Annotated in this window: 9 protein-coding genes; 8 read left to right on the top strand and 1 reads right to left on the bottom strand. The window is 70.9% G+C overall.

All coding sequences use genetic code 11. The features are described 5' to 3' along the window. Positions 1 to 158 precede the first annotated feature (158 nt). Positions 159 to 4,178, top strand: coding sequence for a phosphoribosylformylglycinamidine synthase (gene purL, locus BLQ61_RS10110; RefSeq protein ID WP_091569504.1), 4,020 nt, complete (start codon positions 159 to 161; stop codon positions 4,176 to 4,178). A gap of 6 nt (positions 4,179 to 4,184) precedes the next feature. On the opposite strand, the gene BLQ61_RS10105 is transcribed toward purL, so the two are convergent. Beyond that, complete coding sequence (locus BLQ61_RS10105; protein ID WP_091569501.1) at positions 4,185 to 4,877, bottom strand: MarC family protein; 693 nt, start codon at positions 4,875 to 4,877, stop codon at positions 4,185 to 4,187. Between the two features lie 194 nt (positions 4,878 to 5,071). Here BLQ61_RS10105 and BLQ61_RS10100 point away from each other — a divergent pair, with 194 nt between their 5' ends. The 7 genes from BLQ61_RS10100 to BLQ61_RS10070 all read left to right on the top strand — a co-directional run bounded on the left by BLQ61_RS10100 (position 5,072) and on the right by BLQ61_RS10070 (position 17,733). Beyond that, complete coding sequence (locus BLQ61_RS10100; protein ID WP_091569499.1) at positions 5,072 to 6,043, top strand: DUF808 domain-containing protein; 972 nt, start codon at positions 5,072 to 5,074, stop codon at positions 6,041 to 6,043. Between the two features lie 117 nt (positions 6,044 to 6,160). Continuing rightward, positions 6,161 to 6,778: an OmpW/AlkL family protein gene (locus BLQ61_RS10095; protein WP_091569496.1), complete on the top strand. Its 618-nt coding sequence runs from the start codon at positions 6,161 to 6,163 to the stop codon at positions 6,776 to 6,778. Between the two features lie 336 nt (positions 6,779 to 7,114). Continuing rightward, the gene (gene egtD, locus BLQ61_RS10090) at positions 7,115 to 8,113 is read left to right on the top strand and encodes an L-histidine N(alpha)-methyltransferase (RefSeq protein ID WP_091569494.1); all 999 of its coding nucleotides are present in this window, start codon (positions 7,115 to 7,117) and stop codon (positions 8,111 to 8,113) included. A 21-nt stretch (positions 8,114 to 8,134) separates the two neighbouring features. Further along, positions 8,135 to 9,463, top strand: coding sequence for an ergothioneine biosynthesis protein EgtB (egtB, locus tag BLQ61_RS10085; protein ID WP_175488267.1), 1,329 nt, complete (start codon positions 8,135 to 8,137; stop codon positions 9,461 to 9,463). Between the two features lie 179 nt (positions 9,464 to 9,642). Beyond that, on the top strand, positions 9,643 to 11,031 hold the full coding sequence (locus BLQ61_RS10080) for an efflux RND transporter periplasmic adaptor subunit (protein ID WP_091569491.1): 1,389 nt from the start codon (positions 9,643 to 9,645) through the stop codon (positions 11,029 to 11,031). Between the two features lie 49 nt (positions 11,032 to 11,080). Beyond that, positions 11,081 to 14,365 (top strand): efflux RND transporter permease subunit, encoded by a 3,285-nt coding sequence (locus tag BLQ61_RS10075; RefSeq protein WP_091569489.1) that lies wholly within the window; start codon positions 11,081 to 11,083, stop codon positions 14,363 to 14,365. Beyond that, positions 14,362 to 17,733 carry an efflux RND transporter permease subunit gene (locus BLQ61_RS10070; protein WP_091569486.1) on the top strand — a complete coding sequence of 1,124 codons (3,372 nt, stop codon included), beginning with the start codon at positions 14,362 to 14,364 and terminating at the stop codon, positions 17,731 to 17,733. Before BLQ61_RS10075 ends, BLQ61_RS10070 begins: the two co-directional genes overlap by 4 nt. Positions 17,734 to 17,825: the final 92 nt, after the last annotated feature.

Below are 17,825 nucleotides of genomic sequence, written 5' to 3'. Positions count from 1 at the left end.
CGCAAATTATCCCACCCAGGGTTTCTCCCGGTGCGATTGCTTAAAATGCCGGGTTCCCAGCCAACCGCCCGGCCGGGCACTGCGGCCCCAGTCAGCGGCCACGGATGCCCCCGGGCCTCTCTCGCGCTTCGCGCCCGCCCACCACACAGGCCGCTACCGTGACCTTGCACATCACTTCGTTCGAGGGCGGCAATGCCCTGACCCCGCTTCGCGCCCGGCAACTGCTGCCGGCACTGGCGGCCATCCATCCGAAGATCACGGGCATCGCCGCACGTTTCGTGCACCTGGTGGCGCAGGACGCGGCGCCCGACGCCGCCAGCCGCACACGCCTGGCGGCGCTGCTGAGCTACGGCGAGCCCTACGCCGGTCCACAGGACGGCCCGGCGCTGTACGTCACGCCGCGACTGGGCACTGTGTCGCCCTGGGCCTCTAAAGCCACCGACATCGCGCACAACTGTGGCCTGGCCGTGCGCCGCGTCGAGCGCATCACCGAATACCGCATCAGCCTGAAAGGCGGCCTGCTGGGCGGCGCGCCCGAGCTCGCGCGCGAGCAGCTGCAGCAGATCGCCGCGCTGTTGCACGATCGCATGACCGAGTCGGTGGTGTCCGGCGTGCACGAGGCCGAGCAGCTGTTCACCGAGCTGCAGGCCGCGCCCATGGCTTTCGTCGACGTGCTGGCCGGCGGCCGCGCGGCGCTGCAGCAGGCCAACACCGCCTGGGGCCTGGCGCTGGCGGACGACGAGATCGACTACCTGGTGGACGCCTTCACCCGCCTGGGCCGCAACCCCACCGACGTCGAACTGATGATGTTCGCCCAGGCCAACAGCGAGCACTGCCGGCACAAGATCTTCAACGCCCAGTTCACCATCGACGGCGCGCCGCAGGACAAGAGCCTGTTCGGCATGATCCGCCACACCGAGGCCAGCTCGCCCCAGCACACCATCGTCGCCTACGCCGACAATGCCTCCGTCATGGAAGGCAGTCAGGTCCAGCAGTTTGTAGCCAAAAGTGCCGCAAGACCTGATGGATCAACGGCCTCCAGCTATCAAAAAGAGAGTGTGCTGCAGCACGTGCTGATGAAGGTCGAGACGCACAACCACCCGACGGCGATCTCGCCGTTCCCGGGTGCGTCCACCGGTGCCGGCGGCGAGATCCGCGACGAGGGCGCCACCGGCCGGGGCTCGAAGCCGAAGGCCGGGCTGACCGGCTTTACGGTGTCGAAGCTGTGGGGCAGCGAGGTCGGCCGGCCGGCGCACATCGCCAGCGCGCTGCAGATCATGACCGAGGGCCCGCTGGGCGGCGCGGCGTTCAACAACGAGTTCGGCCGGCCCAATCTGACGGGTTACTTCCGCGAGTACGAGCAGCAGGTGGACGGCGTGCTGCGCGGCTACCACAAGCCCATCATGATCGCTGGCGGCCTGGGCAGCATCGACGCCCGCCTCACCCACAAGATCCAGTTTCCCACCGGCACGCTGCTGATCCAGCTGGGCGGGCCCGGCATGCGCATCGGCATGGGCGGCGGCGCGGCCAGCTCGCTGGCCAGCGGCACCAACGCTGCCGAGCTGGACTTCGACTCGGTGCAGCGCGGCAATCCCGAGATCGAGCGGCGCGCGCAGGAGGTCATCAACCACTGCGCGGCGCTGGGCGAAGGCAACCCGATCCTGGCGATCCATGACGTGGGCGCGGGCGGCCTGTCCAACGCCTTCCCGGAACTGGTGAACGACGCCGGCCGCGGCGCGCGTTTCGACCTGCGCGCCATTCCGCTGGAGGAATCGGGCCTGGCACCGAAGGAAATCTGGAGCAACGAAAGCCAGGAGCGCTACGTGCTGGCCATCGCGCCCGCGTCGCTGGCGCAGTTCACCGCGTTCTGCGAGCGCGAGCGCTGCCCGTTCGCCGTCATCGGCACCGCCACCGACGAGCGCCAGCTGGTGCTCGAAGACACCGCCGCGCCAAGCGACCAGCGCCTGCCGGTGGACATGCCCATGGACGTGCTGCTGGGCAAGCCCCCGCGCATGCACCGCGACGTGCAGCGCGTGGCGCGCCAGGCGGCGCCGCTGGATGTGGACGGCGTGGCGCTGCAGCAGGCGGTGATCGACGTGCTGGCGCACCCGACGGTGGCATCCAAGCGCTTCCTGGTCACCATCGGCGACCGCAGCGTCGGCGGCCTGACGCACCGCGACCAGATGGTCGGCCCTTGGCAGGTGCCGGTGGCCGACGTGGCGGTGACGCTGGCCGACCATGCCGGCCACGCCGGCGAGGCCTTCGCCATGGGCGAGCGCACGCCGCTGGCGGCGCTGGATGCCCCTGCGTCCGGCCGCATGGCGGTGGCGGAAAGCATTACCAACCTGCTGGCCGCGCCCATCGCGCTGCCGCGCGTCAAGCTCTCGGCCAACTGGATGGCTGCCTGCGGCGAGCCCGGCGAGGACGCGGCGCTGTACGACACGGTGCGCGCGGTGGGCATGGAGCTGTGCCCGCAACTCGGCATCTCGATTCCGGTGGGCAAGGACAGCCTGTCGATGCGCACGCAGTGGACGGACGACAGCGGCGCGCAGCACCAGGTCACGTCGCCCGTCAGCCTGATCGTCACGGCGTTCGCCACGCTGCCCGATGTGCGCGGCACGCTCACCCCGCAGCTCGACTCGCAGGAGGCCGACACCACGCTGGTGCTGATCGACCTGTCGCGCGGGCGCATGCGCATGGGCGGATCCATCCTGGCGCAGACCTTGGCGCAGGACGGCGGCGCCGTGCCCGACCTGGACGACCCGCAGGACTTGGTGCGCCTGGTGGCCGCCGTGAACGACCTGCGCGCCCAGGGCCTGCTGCTGGCCTACCACGACCGCAGCGACGGCGGCCTGCTGGCGGCGGCCGCCGAGATGGCGTTTGCCGGCCATGTCGGCGTGGCGCTGAACATCGACATGCTGGTCACCGAGGGCGACGGCATCAGCGACAGCCGGATGGAAACCGGCGACGCCAAGAACTGGGCGCAACAGGTCAGCGGACGGCGCGAGGAGCTGACCCTGCGCGCGCTGTTCAACGAGGAGCTCGGCGTGCTGCTGCAGGTGCGCACGGCCGAGCGCAACCAAGCCATGCAGGTGCTGCGCGCGCACGGCCTGTCGGCCTGCAGCCACTTCGTCGGCAAGACGCGCCCGGCCGGCTGCAGCATGGATGAGGGCAAGGGCCAGTTGCAGGTCTGGCGCGACGCCAAAAAGATCTTTGCCGCGCCGCTGGCCGACCTGCACCAGGTCTGGGACGCCGTGAGCTGGAAGATCTGCCAGCAGCGCGACAACCCCGACTGCGCCGACCAGGAGCATGCCGCCGCCGGCGACCCGCAGGACCCCGGCCTGCACGTGCACCTGACGTTCGACCCGGCCGAGGATGTGGCGGCCCCCTATCTGAACCTCGCGCGTCCGCGCGTGGCCGTGCTGCGCGAGCAGGGCGTGAACTCGCACGTCGAGATGGCCTGGGCCTTCACCGAGGCCGGCTTCGAGGCGCACGACGTGCACATGAGCGACCTGCAGGCCGGCCGCGCCGACCTGGCGCAGTTCACCGGCATCGTCGCCTGTGGCGGCTTCAGCTACGGCGACACGCTGGGCGCCGGCATCGGCTGGGCGCGCTCGATCACCTTCAACCCGCGCCTGTCCGAGCAGTTCCAGCAGTTCTTCGCGCGCGGCGACACCTTCGGCCTGGGCGTGTGCAACGGCTGCCAGATGTTCGCCGAGCTCGCCGACATCATCCCCGGCGCGCAGGACTGGCCGCGCTTCACCACCAACCAGAGCCACCGCTTCGAGGCGCGGTTGTCCCAGGTCGAGGTGCTGGACTCGCCCAGCCTGTTCTTCGCCGGCATGGCCGGCACGCGCCTGCCCATCGTGGTCTCGCACGGCGAGGGGTATGCCAACTTCCAGTGGCGCGGCAATGCCGAGCGGGCGATGGGCGCGCTGCGCTACGTCGACCACCACGGCCAGCCGACCGAGCGCTATCCGCTGAACCCCAACGGCAGCGCCGGCGGCCTGACCGGCGTGACCACCGCCGACGGGCGTTTCACCGCGCTGATGCCTCACCCCGAACGGGTGCTGCGCAACCTGCAGATGAGCTGGACCGACCTGGCTGCGACAGGCGGGCTGGACGCCTTCAGCCCGTGGATGCGCCTGTGGCGCAACGCGCGCCGCTGGGTGGGTTGAGCCGGTTCACGCGGCGGCGGCGGGCAGCACGCTGAGCAGCAGGGCGCGCACGCCCTCCCAGATGATCTGCACGCCCACGCACAGCACCATGAACGACATGATGCGCAGGAACACGATTTGCCCGACCTCGCCGAGGCGGCGCACCAGCCGGGGGGCGTAGCGGAACAGCAGCGCGATCAGCACGCCGATCAGCAGCATCGCCACCAGGCCGCCGGCCAGATTGGCGACGGCCAGCGTCACCTGGCGCGTCTTCAGGCTGGCGCCCACGGCGATGGCGGCGGCCAGCGCGCCGGGGCCGCAGGTCAGCGGGAAAGTCATCGGGTAGAACGAGTTGCGCTCCACGTTGGCCGCGGTGAAGGTCTGCGCCATCTGCGCCTTGTCGTCCTCGCCGGGCGGCTGGGCGTTCAGCAGCAGCCAGGCGTTATAGGCCACGATCACCCCACCGGCCACGCGCACCACCGGCAGCGAGATGCCGAACAGGTCCAGCACGAACGAGCCCAGCACCATGGCGGCCGCCAGCAGCAGCGCCGCGTTCTTGCCCACGCGCCGCGCCAGCTGCTCGCGCGTGGGCTCGTCCAGCGCGCGCGTCAGGCTGACGAAGACCGGCGCCGAGGCCACCGGATTGATGATGGGCAGCACACCGGCCATGGCGAACAGCAGGCTGCGGGCGAAGGCGAAGAGCAGGTCGACAAAATCCATGAGGCGGCGGGCAAGGGCAGAAGGCGAGAGCGTCGCGCGGCGCGGTGGCCGCAGTTCATGATGCCATCCGCATGCGCGGCCGGCGTCGGCCGGGGCCGGCAATCTCCCACCTGCCTGGCGCCTGCGTCCGACAGCGGCGGCCCGGGTTTCGTCCCGACAATGGCGCACCTGTTCCAACCCGAAAGCGACTCCCCATGGCCGGCGCCAGCCTTCTGACCTTGCTCGACGACATTGCCACCATCCTCGACGACGTGGCGCTGATGTCCAAGATCGCCGCGCGCAAGAGCATCGCCATGGCCGACGACGTGTCGGTGATGACCAAGGTGGCGGCGCAGAAGACCGCCAGCGTGCTGGGCGACGACCTGGCGCTGAACGCCGAGCAGGTCAGCGGCGTGCGCGCCGAGCGCGAGCTGCCCGTGGTCTGGGCGGTGGCGCGCGGCTCGCTGGTGAACAAGGCCATCCTGGTGCCCACGGCGCTGCTGATCAGCGCCTTCGCGCCCTGGGCGATCACGCCGCTGCTGATGCTGGGAGGCGCCTATCTGTGCCTGGAGGGCGTGGAGAAGCTCTTTCACCACGAGGAGCCGCATGCCGCCGCTGTCAGCGAGGCGGCGCTGGCACCCGGCGCCGGCACGGCCGACGAGCTGGTGCGCATGGAGAAATCCAAGATCGGCGGCGCCATCCGCACCGATTTCATCCTGTCGGCCGAAATCATCGTCATCACCCTGGGCACCGTGGCGCAGGCCGATTTCATGCAGCAGGTCATCGTGCTGGCGGCCATCGCCGTGGTCATGACGGTCGGCGTGTACGGCCTGGTGGCGGCCATCGTCAAGCTGGACGACCTGGGCCTGTGGCTGGAGCGCCGCCCTGGCGCCCTGGCGCAACGCGTCGGCCGCTGGCTGATCGCCGCCGCGCCGAAGCTGATGAAAGGCCTGGCGATTGCCGGCACGGCGGCTATGTTCCTGGTCGGTGGCGGCATCATCGTGCACGGCATTCCGGCGCTGGCGCACGCGGTGGAGGGCGTGGGCGCGGCGGTGGCCAGCTGGCCGCTGGGCGGGGTGTGGGCCTTCCTGGTGCCGCATCTGCTGCAAGCGCTGGTGGGCGCGCTGGTGGGCGCCGCAGTGCTGGCGGTATGGACGCCGCTGCAGCGCTTGCGTGGCGCGCATTGAACATCGGGACTGACACTGCGGCAAAGCTTGATCCTGAGCAAACTTGACCATTTCGCTCGTGGGCCTAATACGTTGCACGGGGGCCGTCCCCGTGTCCAACGAACAACTACGAGCGTTATGAAAAAGACCCTGCTGGCCGTGGCCGCCCTCTGTGCAATGACCTCTGGCGCTGCCTTCGCGCAGCAGTCCGCCGCCGAGGGCCCGCTGATGGTGCGCGTGCGCGCGGTGCACCTGGACAGCGCCAACAAGGACAGCACACCGCTGGCGCTGTCGATCAACAACAAGTTCATCCCCGAGCTGGACGTGAGCTACTTCTTCACGCCCAACATCGCCGCCGAGCTGATCCTGACCTATCCGCAGAAGCAGACCATCCGCTCCGCTGGCGCCGACATCGGCAGCCTCAAGCACCTGCCGCCGACGCTGCTGGCGCAGTACCACTTCACCAACTTCGGCGGCTTCAAGCCCTACGTGGGCGCCGGCATCAACTACACGCGCTTCTCCGGCGTGCGTTTCAACTCCGCCGTGCAGGGCGCCCTGGGCCCGTCCATCGACAAGAACAGCTGGGGCGGCGCGCTGCAGGTTGGCGTGGACATCCCGCTGGCCAAGAACCTGTACCTCAACTTCGACGTGAAGAAGGTCTACATCAGCACCGACGTGCACTCGTTCGGCGCCAAGGTCGGCACCTTCAAGGTCGATCCGGTGCTGGCCGGTGTCGGTCTGGGCTGGCGCTTCTGACGCCACGCCATACGCATAACTAAAAGAGAGAGCAGACGCCGCAGCGCCACTGCGGCTCTTCATGGTGGGATCGGCCGGTACCGGGGTACCGGCCTTTTTTTGCCTGTGAAGTATCGATTTGATAGCTGACAATCCTTTTTTCATAAGGGCTGCAGGCAGTTTTTGCTTGCAATGCAGCCGCCGGCCTGCCACTGCTGGCGCCGCCCTGCAAGGGGCGGGGCGCAACTCGCGCGGCTGTCCTACCGGCGCTGCCAGCCCTGGCCGGCGGCGCGCGCGGGGGCGCGCGTGCAGGCTGCGCCGATGCCTGTCGCCCTCCCACACACCGCCGCCGGCGCCATGCGCCATTCCCACCCGCTGCCCGGCGCCGCGCACCACCGCCAGGCCGCGCTGCCGCCCGAGGCGGGCGCGCAGGAACGCGCGCAGATCCTGCATGGCCTGCTGCAGCCACAGGCACGGCTGTCGCCCAAGTACTTCTACGACCAGCATGGCTCCGAGCTGTTCGAGGCCATCACCCGGCTGCCGGAGTACTACCCCACGCGCACCGAGCGCGCGGTGCTGCGCCGCCACGCGCGCGCCATCCGCGCGGCGGTGGGCGCGGGCGGGGTGGTCATCGAGCCCGGCGCCGGCAGCTGCGAGAAGGCGCGCGTGCTGTGCCGGCTGCTGGCCGCGCGCCAGTTCGTCGGCGTGGATATTTCGGCCGATTATTTGCAGGCCGCCGTGGCGCGCCTGCGCGCGCAGCTGCCGGGGCTGGACGCGCGCGCCGTGGGCGGCGACATCACCGCCGGCGTGCAGCTGCCCGACGACATCGCGCGCCAGCAGCGGCTGGTGTTCTATCCCGGCTCGTCCATCGGCAACTTTGATCCCGACATGGCGCTGGCGCTGCTGCGCCACATGCACACGCTGGCCAGCGCGGGCGGGCAGGCGCAGGACACCGGCGGCATCCTGATCGGCATCGACCTGCCCAAGGACGTGGCCGTGCTGCAGGCCGCCTACGACGACGACTCCGGCGTCACCGCGGCGTTCAACCGCAACATCCTGGCGCATGTGAACCGGCTGGTCGGCAGCGACTTCGACCCGCAGCAGTGGCGCCACGAGGCGTTCTTCAACACCACCGCCTCGCGCATCGAGATGCACCTGGCCGCGTGCGGGCCGCAGCGCGTGCGCTGGCCGGGTGGCGGGCGCGACTTCGCCGCCGGCGAGCGCATCCACACCGAGAACAGCTACAAGTACCCGCTGGCGGACTTCACCGCGCTGCTGCAGCGCGCCGGTTTCCACGCGCCACAGGCCTGGACCGACGAGCGCGGCTGGTACGCGCTGGTGCATGCCCGCGCTTGAGAATCCCTGCCGAGAATCGCCATGCGCATGCCTGCCCACGACCTGTCCTTGAACGCCCCGCCGGCCCCTGGCGCCGTGCCAGCCACCGAGCGCTACGCCGCCGTGCGCGCCGCCACCGAGCGGCTGGCGCGCCCGCTGTCGCCCGAGGACTGCGGCGCCCAGTCCATGCCCGATGCCAGCCCGGTCAAATGGCACCTGGCGCACACCACCTGGTTCTTCGAGACCTTCATCCTGGAGCGCTTTGAGCCGCAGTTCGCGCCATTTGACGCTGATTTCCGCGTGCTGTTCAACTCCTACTACCAGGGCGTCGGCCGCCAGCACCCGCGCCCGCAGCGCGGCCTGCTGACACGCCCCGGCCTGGCTACGGTGCGCCAGTGGCGCGGGCAGGTCGATGCGCGCATGCGCCGGCTGCTGGAGCTGCGCGGCGACGACCCGGAGCTGGCCACGCTGCTGACCCTGGGCCTGCAGCATGAGCAGCAGCACCAGGAGCTGATCGCCACCGACGTGAAGCACCTGCTGTCGTGCCACCCGGCCTGCCCGGCGTACCAGGACGCCCCCGGGCCGGCTCACGACGCGGCGGCCGCGCCGCTGCGCTGGCGCCATTTCGACGCCGGCTTGGCACACATCGGCCATGAAGGCCCAGGCTTTTGCTTCGACAACGAGCTGCCGCGCCACCCGGTGTGGCTGCAGCCCTACGACCTGGCGACGCGGCCGGTCACCAACGCCGAATACCGCGCCTTCATCGACGCTGGCGGCTACCGCGACCCGGTGTGGTGGCTGGCCGAGGGCTGGGACTGGCGCCGTGCACAGCAGCTGGAGCAGCCGCTGTACTGGCGCGCCGACGGCGCCGGCGGCTGGCAGGAGTTCACCCTGGCCGGCGCGCAGCCGCTGGCCGATGCGCGGCCGGTGGTGCACCTGTCGTACTTCGAGGCCGACGCCTACGCCCGCTGGGCCGACGCGCGCCTGCCGACCGAGGCCGAGTGGGAGCACGCCGCGCAGGAGTGCGGCGCCGCCGCCGGCCAGGGACACTTCGCCGATAGCGGCGTGCTGCATCCGCTGCCGGCCGCGTCGCAGCAGACTTCGGCCGGCAGCGATGGCCCCGCGCTGCAGCAGCTGTTCGGCGACGTCTGGGAGTGGACCAGCTCCAGCTACGCGCCATACCCCGGCTTTCGCCCGGCCGCCGGCGCGGTGGGTGAGTACAACGGCAAGTTCATGGTCAACCAGTACGTGCTGCGCGGCGGCTCGTGCGCCACACCGGCCGGGCATGCACGCGCCAGCTACCGCAACTTCTTCCCGACCGCGGCGCGCTGGCAGTTCAGCGGCCTGCGGCTGGCGCGTGACGCGCGGTGAAGCAGGGGTAAAGGTGGGGTAAAGGCCCCCGCCTTGCTGCTTTGAAAAGCATAGCTGCAGGCCGTTGCATACAAAGGGCTTGCGGCACTTTTGGCTCTGGTTCACCGGCCCGCGCGGCGGGGGTGCCGCCAGGGCCTGCGCTGCTACGATCCCGCTGCACCGTCTCCGTCGTTTTCCGCATGGCCGCCCCCACCGACACCACACCCCCCGTTCCCGCGCCGCGCCGCCGCTGGCGCGCCGTCGCCATCACCGCGCTGCTGGTCGCCGCGCTGGTGGCCGCCGCCTGGTACCTGGTGCAGCGCTCGCGCACGCCGGCCGGGCCCATGGGCCGCGCCGGCCCGGGCGGGCCGCCGCCGGGGGCGATGTTCGGCGGCATGGGCAGCGTCACCGTGGGCATGGCGCAGGCGGTGCAGGGCGATCTGCCGGTGCTGATCGACGCGCTGGGCACCGTCACCCCGTCGGCCAGCGCCACGCTGGTGCCGCAGGTCTCGGGCGTGCTGACCGAGGTGCTGTTCACCGAAGGTCAGCAGGTGAAGAAGGGCCAAGTGCTGGCGCGCATCGATGCGCGGCCGTTCGAGCAGGCGCTGGCCCAGGCGCGGGCGCAGACCGCGCGCGATGCGGCGCAGCTGGAGGCCGCGCGCGTGACGCTGGCGCGCTACCAGGAGCTGTGGCGCCAGGACTCTATCGCGCGCCAGACGCTGGACACGCAAAGCGCGCTGGTGGCGCAGCTGGACGCCGCCGTGCAGTCCGACCGCGCCAGCGAGCGCAACGCGCAGCTGAACGTGGACTACACCCAGCTGCGGGCGCCGATCGCCGGCACCATCGGCCTGCGCGCGGTCGATCCCGGCAACCTGGTCAGCAGCGGCACCAGCGGCGGCATCGCCACCATCACCCAGGTGCGGCCCATCGACGTGGTGTTCTCGGTGCCGCAGGACCGCGTGCCGGCGGTGCGCGCGGCGCAGCAGCGCGGCGCGCTGCCGGTGACGGCGCTGGACCGCGGCCGCGCCGCCGTGCTGGCTACCGGGCGCTTCCTGACGCTGGACAACCAGGTCAACACCGCCACCGGCACGGTGCGCGCCAAGGCGCGCTTCGACAACGCCGACGGCGCGCTGTTCCCCAACCAGTTCGTCAACGCCCGGCTGCAGCTGGGCACCGAGGCCGGCGTGCTGGTGCCGGTGACAGCGGTGCGCACCGGCCCGCAGGGCGACTATGTGTACGTGGTGGACGCCGAGCAGGTGGCGCACCTGCGCCCGGTGACACGCGGCATGGCCAGCGTGGACCGGATATTGGTCACCCAGGGCCTACAGGCCGGCGAGCGCGTGGTGACCGAGGGCGGCGACCGCGTCAAGGACGGCGGCCCGGTGCAGCTGGCCGGCGCGCCGCCCGTGGCGGCCGGCGCGGGCGCACGTACCGGCGGGCAGCGCCGCGGCGGCGAGCGCGGCCAGTGGCGCGAGCGCCGCGGTGCGGCTGGCGAGCCGGCCAGTGCCCCGGCGGCGCCGGGTGCCGCTGCCGCGCCCGCGCCCGCGCCTGCGCCGGGCACCGCGCCGGCACCGGCTGCTGGCCACTGATGCGCGCACCCCCTCGCGGCCCCTCTGATCGCCCTGTTTCGTACGCACCATGAACGTCTCGCGCCTGTTCATCCAGCGTCCGGTGGCCACGGCGCTGGTCATGCTGGCCATTGTGCTGGCCGGTCTGGTGGGGCTGCGCTTCCTGCCGGTGGCGGCGCTGCCGCAGGTGGACTACCCGACCATCCAGGTGCAGACGCTGTACCCCGGCGCCAGCCCGGACGTGATGAGCCGCACCGTCACCGCGCCGCTGGAGCGCCAGTTCGGCCAGATGCCAGGGCTGACGCGCATGGGCAGCTCCAGCAGTGCCGGGGTTTCGGTCATCACGCTGCAGTTCGCCCTGAGCCTGAAGATGGACGCTGCCGAGCAGCAGGTGCAGGCGGCGATGAACGCGGCCGGCTCGCTGCTGCCGGCCGACCTGCCGGCGCCGCCCGTGTACGCCAAGGTGAACCCCGCCGACGCACCGGTGCTGCAACTGGCCATCACCTCGGACAGCCTGCCGCTGACCGAGGTGCAGAACCTGGTGAACACGCGCCTGGCCTTGAAGATCAGCCAGATCGACGGTGTAGGCCTGGTGACGCTGGCCGGCGGCCAGCGCCCGGCCGTGCGCGTGCAGGGCAATTTGCAGGCACTGGCCAGCATGGGCCTGTCGCTGGATGCGATCAGCAGCGCCATCAGTGCCGGCAATTCCAGCAGCGCCAAAGGCAGCTTCGACGGCCCGGCGCGCCAGTACAGCATCAACGCCAACAACCAGCTGCTGAGCGTGCAGGACTATCGTGAGCTGATCGTCGCCTACGTGAACGGCGCGCCGGTGCGGCTCAAAGACGTCGCCGAGGTCGTGGACGGCTCGGAAAACCGCCGCCTGGGCGCCTGGGTCGGCATCAAGAATGAGAGCGCGTCGCCCATGCAGGACAAGGGCGAGCAGGCGATTTCATCGGTAAAACCGGCCGGACTGGCCCCGGCCATCATCCTGAACGTGCAGCGCCAGCCCGGTGCCAACGTCATCGCCACCGTGGACGCCATCCAACGCCAGCTGCCCGCGCTGCGCGAGTCGCTGCCGGGCAGCGTGCAGCTGACCGTGCTGACCGACCGCACCCTGGGCATCCGCGCGTCGGTCGAGCATGTCGAGATGGAGCTGGTGCTGGCGGTGGTGATGGTGGTGCTGGTGATCTTCGCCTTCCTGCACAGCCTGCGCGCCACGGTGATCGCCAGCATCGCCGTGCCGGTGTCGCTGATCGGCACGCTGGCATGCATGTACCTGCTCGGCTACTCGCTGAACAACCTGACGCTGATGGCGCTGACCATCGCCACCGGCTTCGTGGTCGATGACGCCATCGTGATGATCGAAAACATCGCCCGGCATCGCGAGATGCAGGCGGGCGCAGCCCGCCTTGGCGGAGCAGCCGACACGGGCGATGTTTCGGCGCAGGGGCAGGTCGGCGCAGCCGACATGGACCGTAGCCAAAACTCCCCTGCCCACCGCGAGATGGGCAAGCCGCCGCTGCAGGCCGCCCTGGCCGGCGCGGGCGAGATCGGCTTCACCATCATCTCGCTCACGGTCTCGCTGATCGCGGTGCTGATCCCGCTGCTGTTCATGCAGGAGGTCATCGGCCGGCTGTTCCGCGAGTTCGCGGTGACGCTGGCCATCACCATCCTGTTCTCGGCGCTGGTCTCGCTGACGCTGGTGCCGATGATGTCGGCTCGCATGCTCGGGCCGCTGGACGCGGCGCAGGGCCGCGTCGGGCGCTGGATCCAGGCGCGGCTGGACTGGACGGTGCACCACTACGACCGCGGCCTGCATTGGGTGCTGGCGCACCAGCCGCTGACCCTGGTCGTTGCACTGGCCACGCTGGTGCTCACGGCGCTGCTGTACGTGGTGATCCCGAAATCGCTGTTCCCGACGCAGAGCACTGGCCAGCTGCAGGGCCAGGTGCAGGCGGCGCCGGACGTGTCGTTCGCACGCATGTCGGCGCTGCAGGGCCGCGTGGCGCAGCTGGTGCTGCAGGACGCGGCGGTGCAGTCCGTCAGCTCGGTGGTGGGGGTGGATGCGGCCAACAACAGCGCGCTGTCCAGCGGCCGGCTGGTCATCAACCTGCGCGCGCGTGGCGTGCTGGGCGAGTCCGAGGCGGCCGTCATGCAGCGCCTGCGCGAGCAGGTCGCGGCGCAGGTGCCGGGCGTGGAGCTGTTCCTGCAGCCGACGCAGGACCTGACAGTGGACTCGGACAGCGGACCCACGCAGTACCGATTCGACCTGGAGGGCGTGGACACGGCGCTGGTGAACGACTGGGCGCAGCGCCTGGCGCGGCGGCTGCAGTCCGTGCCCGAGGTGCGCCACGCCACCACCGAGGCCGGCGCCAGCGGGCCCGCGGCATTGGTGCGCGTGGACCGCGACACCGCCGCGCGCCTGGGCGTCACCGCCAGCAGCCTGGACAGCCAGCTCTACAGCGCCTTTGGCCAGCGCATCGTCTCCACCATCTTCACCGAGACCAACCAGTACCGCGTGATCCTGGAGGCGGCTCAATCCGACGCCGCCAGCCTGCGCGCGCTGCGCGAGCTGCCCGTCAAGACCAGCGCCGGCACGACCACACCGCTGTCGTCGCTGGCCGACGTGGTGGAGACTGCCGCGCCGCTCACCGTGCACCGGGTCGGCCAGTACCCGGCCGCCACCGTCGGCTTCGATACCGCGCCGGGCATCAGCCTGGGCGCCGCCGCGCAGGCGGTGCGCGCCGCGGCGCAGGAGGCGGGGCTGCCCGCGTCGATCACGCTGCGCTTCACCGGCGCGGCCGGCGCCTACCAGAGCTCGCTGGCCAACCAGCTGTGGCTGATCCTGGCGGCGGTGGTGTGCGTGTACATCGTGCTGGGTGTGCTGTACGAGAGCTACGTGCACCCGCTGACCATCCTGTCCACGCTGCCTTCCGCTGGTGTGGGCGCGCTGCTGGCGCTGCAGCTGTCGGGCCACGCGCTGGACGTGGTCGGCATCATCGGTCTGGTGCTGCTGATCGGCATCGTCAAGAAGAACGCGATCATGATGATCGACTTCGCCATCGACGCCGAGCGCGGCCACGGCCTGGCGCCCCAGGACGCCATCCACCAGGCGGCGCTGCTGCGCTTTCGGCCGATTTTGATGACCACGCTGGCGGCGCTGGCCGCCGCCGTGCCGCTGATGCTCAGCTGGGGCGACGGCGCCGAGCTGCGCCGGCCGCTCGGCCTGGCGATCTTCGGCGGGCTGGTGCTGTCGCAGCTGCTGACGCTGTTCACCACGCCGGTGGTCTACCTGTGGTTCGACCGGCTGGGGCGGCGCTTCAAGCGCGCCGCCGGCGAGGGCGCGCCGCCATGAACCTGTCGCGCCCGTTCATCGGCCGTCCCGTCGCCACCGTGCTGCTGACCATCGGCCTGGCGCTGGCGGGCATTGGTGCGTATTTCCTGCTGCCGGTGGCGCGGCTGCCGGCGGTGGACTTTCCGGTCATCTCGGTGTCGGCCAACATGCCCGGCGCCAGCCCGGCCGACATGGCGCGCACGGTGGCCACGCCGCTGGAGCGCACGCTGGGCTCGATCGCCGGGGTCAACGAGATGACCAGCTTCAGCAGCACCGGCTCGACCCGTGTGACGCTGCAGTTCGACCTGAATCGCAACATCGACAGCGCCGCGCGCGAGGTGCAGGCGGCCATCAACGCCGCGCGCATCGACCTGCCGGCCAACCTGCGCAGCAACCCCACCTACCGCAAGGCCAACCCCGCCGCGCAGCCGTTCCTGACGCTGGCGCTGACCTCTAACGCGCGCTCACCCGGGCAAATCTACGACGCGGTGAACAACATCGTCAGCCAGCGCCTGCTGCAAGTGCCGGGCGTGGGCGACGTGACGTTGGGCGGCGGCTCGCAGCCCGCGGTGCGCGTCGAGTTGAACCCGTTCGCGCTGGCGCAGCTGGGCATCGGCGGCGACGACGTGCGCGCCGCGCTGCAGGCCGGCAACGCCAACCGGCCCAAGGGCGTGATCGAGGTCGGCGACGCCGAAGACGGCCGCGCGCTGCAGGTGCTGACGCCCGCGCCAGGGCTGCGCGCAGCCGACTGGCGCGATCTGATCGTCGCGCTGCGCGGCGGCCAGGAGGTGCGGCTGTCGCAGGTCGCCAGCGTCACCGACAGCGTGCAGGACACGCGCACGCGCGGCATGTTCAACGGCCAGCCGGCGATCGTCGTCAACATCACCCAGCAGCCCGACGCCAACCTGATCGCCACCGCCGACGCGGTGCTGACGCTGCTGCCACAGCTGCGCGCCCAGCTGCCGGCCGACGTGCAGCTGCATGTAGCCATCGACCGCACCGGCTCGGTACGCGCCTCGGTGCGCGAGGTCGAGTTCACGTTGGTGGTGGCGGTGCTGCTGGTGGTGGCGGTGGTCGGATTGTTCCTGCGCACGCTGCGCGCGGCCGTGATCCCGGCGGTGGCCACGGTGGTCTCGCTGCTGGGCACCTTCGGAGTGATGTACGCGCTGGGCTACTCGCTGAACAACCTGACGCTGATGGCGCTCACCGTGGCCACCGGCTTCGTGGTGGACGACGCCATCGTCGTCATCGAGAACATCACCCGGCACCTGGAGGCGGGCATGGAGCGCACGCGCGCCGCCTTGGAGGGCGCGCGCGAGGTGGGCTTCACGGTGCTGACCATCAGCCTGTCGCTGGTGGCGGTGTTCATCCCACTGCTGTTCATGGGCGGGCAGCCGGGGCGGCTGTTCCGCGAGTTCGCGGTGACGCTGTCGGCGGCGGTGATGATCTCGCTGGTCATCTCGCTGACCACCACGCCGATGCTGTGCGCGCTGCTGCTGCCGCGCGGGCCGGCGCCCGCGCCCCGGCGCAGCGCCGCCGGCCGGCTGCGCGCCGCCATCGCTGGCGGCGCTGCGCGCGCGCAGCAGCGCCTGCAGGCGGGCTATGCCTGGGCGCTGGACGGTGCGTTGGCCGCGCCCTGGCTGGTGGTACTGGTGCTGCTGGTGGTGGTGGCGCTGAACGGCTACCTGTTCGCCGCCATTCCCAAGGGGTTTTTCCCCGAGCAGGACAGCGGCCAGATGGTCGGCGGCCTGCGCGCCGACCAGAGCATTTCTTCGCGCGCCTTCGCCGACAAGCTGCAGCAGGCGGTGGACATGATCCGTGCCGACCCGTCGGTGGGCACGGTGGTGGCGTTCGCCGGCGGCGGCAGCGGCGGTTTTCTGTCGGCACGGCTGAAGGATGCGCGCGATCGTCCGCAGGGCGAGGGCACGCGCGCCGTCATCAACCGCCTGCGCCCGCAGCTATCAAGCATCACCGGCCTACGCGTGTTTTTGAACCCGGCGCAGGAGCTGCGCATGGGCGGGCGCAGCAGCAACTCCACCTACCAGTACGTGCTCAAGGCCGACAACATCGCCGACCTGAAAAGCTGGACCTTGAAGCTGGCCGCGCGCCTGAAGCTGGATGGTCGCCTGACCGACGTGGACGACGACCAGAGCGACAACGGCGTGGAAACCTTCGTGCAGGTGGACCGCGCGCGCGCCGCCAGCCTGGGCGTGAGCGCGCAGGCCATCGACGCCGCCCTGTACAACGCCTTCGGCCAGCGCCAGGTGGCCACCATGTACAGCGACCTGAACCAGTACAGCGTAGTCATGGAATGGGCGCCGCGTTACGCCCAGTCGCCGCTGGCGCTGCAGGATGTGTGGGTGGCGGCGACGACGCGCGCCGGCGCGGCCACGGCTGCGGGTGGCGGCACTGCCAGCACGGCGGGCACGGGCATGAGCGCGGCGCAGGCGGGCAGCGCGGCCAGCGCGGGCGCGGCCTCCAGCGCTGCCATTGGCGCGGCCACCGCCGCCGCCACCGCCGCCGCCACCGCTGCCAGCACGGCCACCGGCACCGGCGGCACTTCGGCCAACCCGGCCCAGCGCAACGCCTCGACCGGCCAGCCGCTGTCGGTGGCGCCGGCGGCCATGGTGCCGCTGTCGGCCTTCGCCACGTTCAGCGAGCGCGCCGTGCCCACCGGCGTGATGCACGACGGCGGAGAGCTGTCGAGCACGCTGTCGTTCAACCTGGCCGACGGCGTGGCGCTGGAGCAGGGCCGCCAGGCGGTGCTGGACGCGGTAGATGCCATCGGCATGCCGAACAACGTGCGCGGCGCTTTCGCCAGCGCAGCGGCCGCCGCACAGCAGAACGAATCGCAGCAGGCTCTGCTGATCGTCGCCGCCATCGTCGTCATCTACATCGTGCTGGGCGTGCTGTACGAGAGCCTGATCCACCCGATCACGGTGCTGACCACGCTGCCCAGCGCCGGCTTCGGCGCGGTGCTGGCGCTGCTGGCGCTGAAGATGGAGTTTTCCATCATGGCGCTGATCGGCGTGTTCCTGTTGATCGGCATCGTCAAGAAGAACGCCATCCTGATCATCGACTTCGCCCTGGCGGCCGAGCGCGAGCGCGGCCTGAGCGCGGTGCAGGCAGTGCGCGAGGCCTGTCTGCTGCGCTTTCGGCCCATCCTGATGACCACCCTGGCCGCCGGTCTGGGTGCGCTGCCGCTGGCCATCGGCTTCGGCCAGGGCGCCGAGCTGCGCCAGCCGCTGGGTGTGACCATCGTCGGCGGCCTGGTCGCCAGCCAGCTGCTGACGCTGCTGACCACGCCGGTGGTGTATGTGCTGCTGGACCGCCTGCGACGACGCCCGCGTGCGCTGGCCGGGCAGGGCAGCGCGCTGGCGGCCGGCTAGTGGAAAGAACATGAAGCACGAGCATTTTTATTCCTGTTTTGATAGCTGCAGGCCCATGAAATACAAGGGCTGGAGTCGTTTTTCGCTTGGAA

The organism is Oryzisolibacter propanilivorax, assembly GCF_900103645.1.
Classification (GTDB): domain Bacteria; phylum Pseudomonadota; class Gammaproteobacteria; order Burkholderiales; family Burkholderiaceae_C; genus Melaminivora; species Melaminivora propanilivorax.
This window is presented reverse-complemented; position numbering and strand designations above follow the sequence as displayed.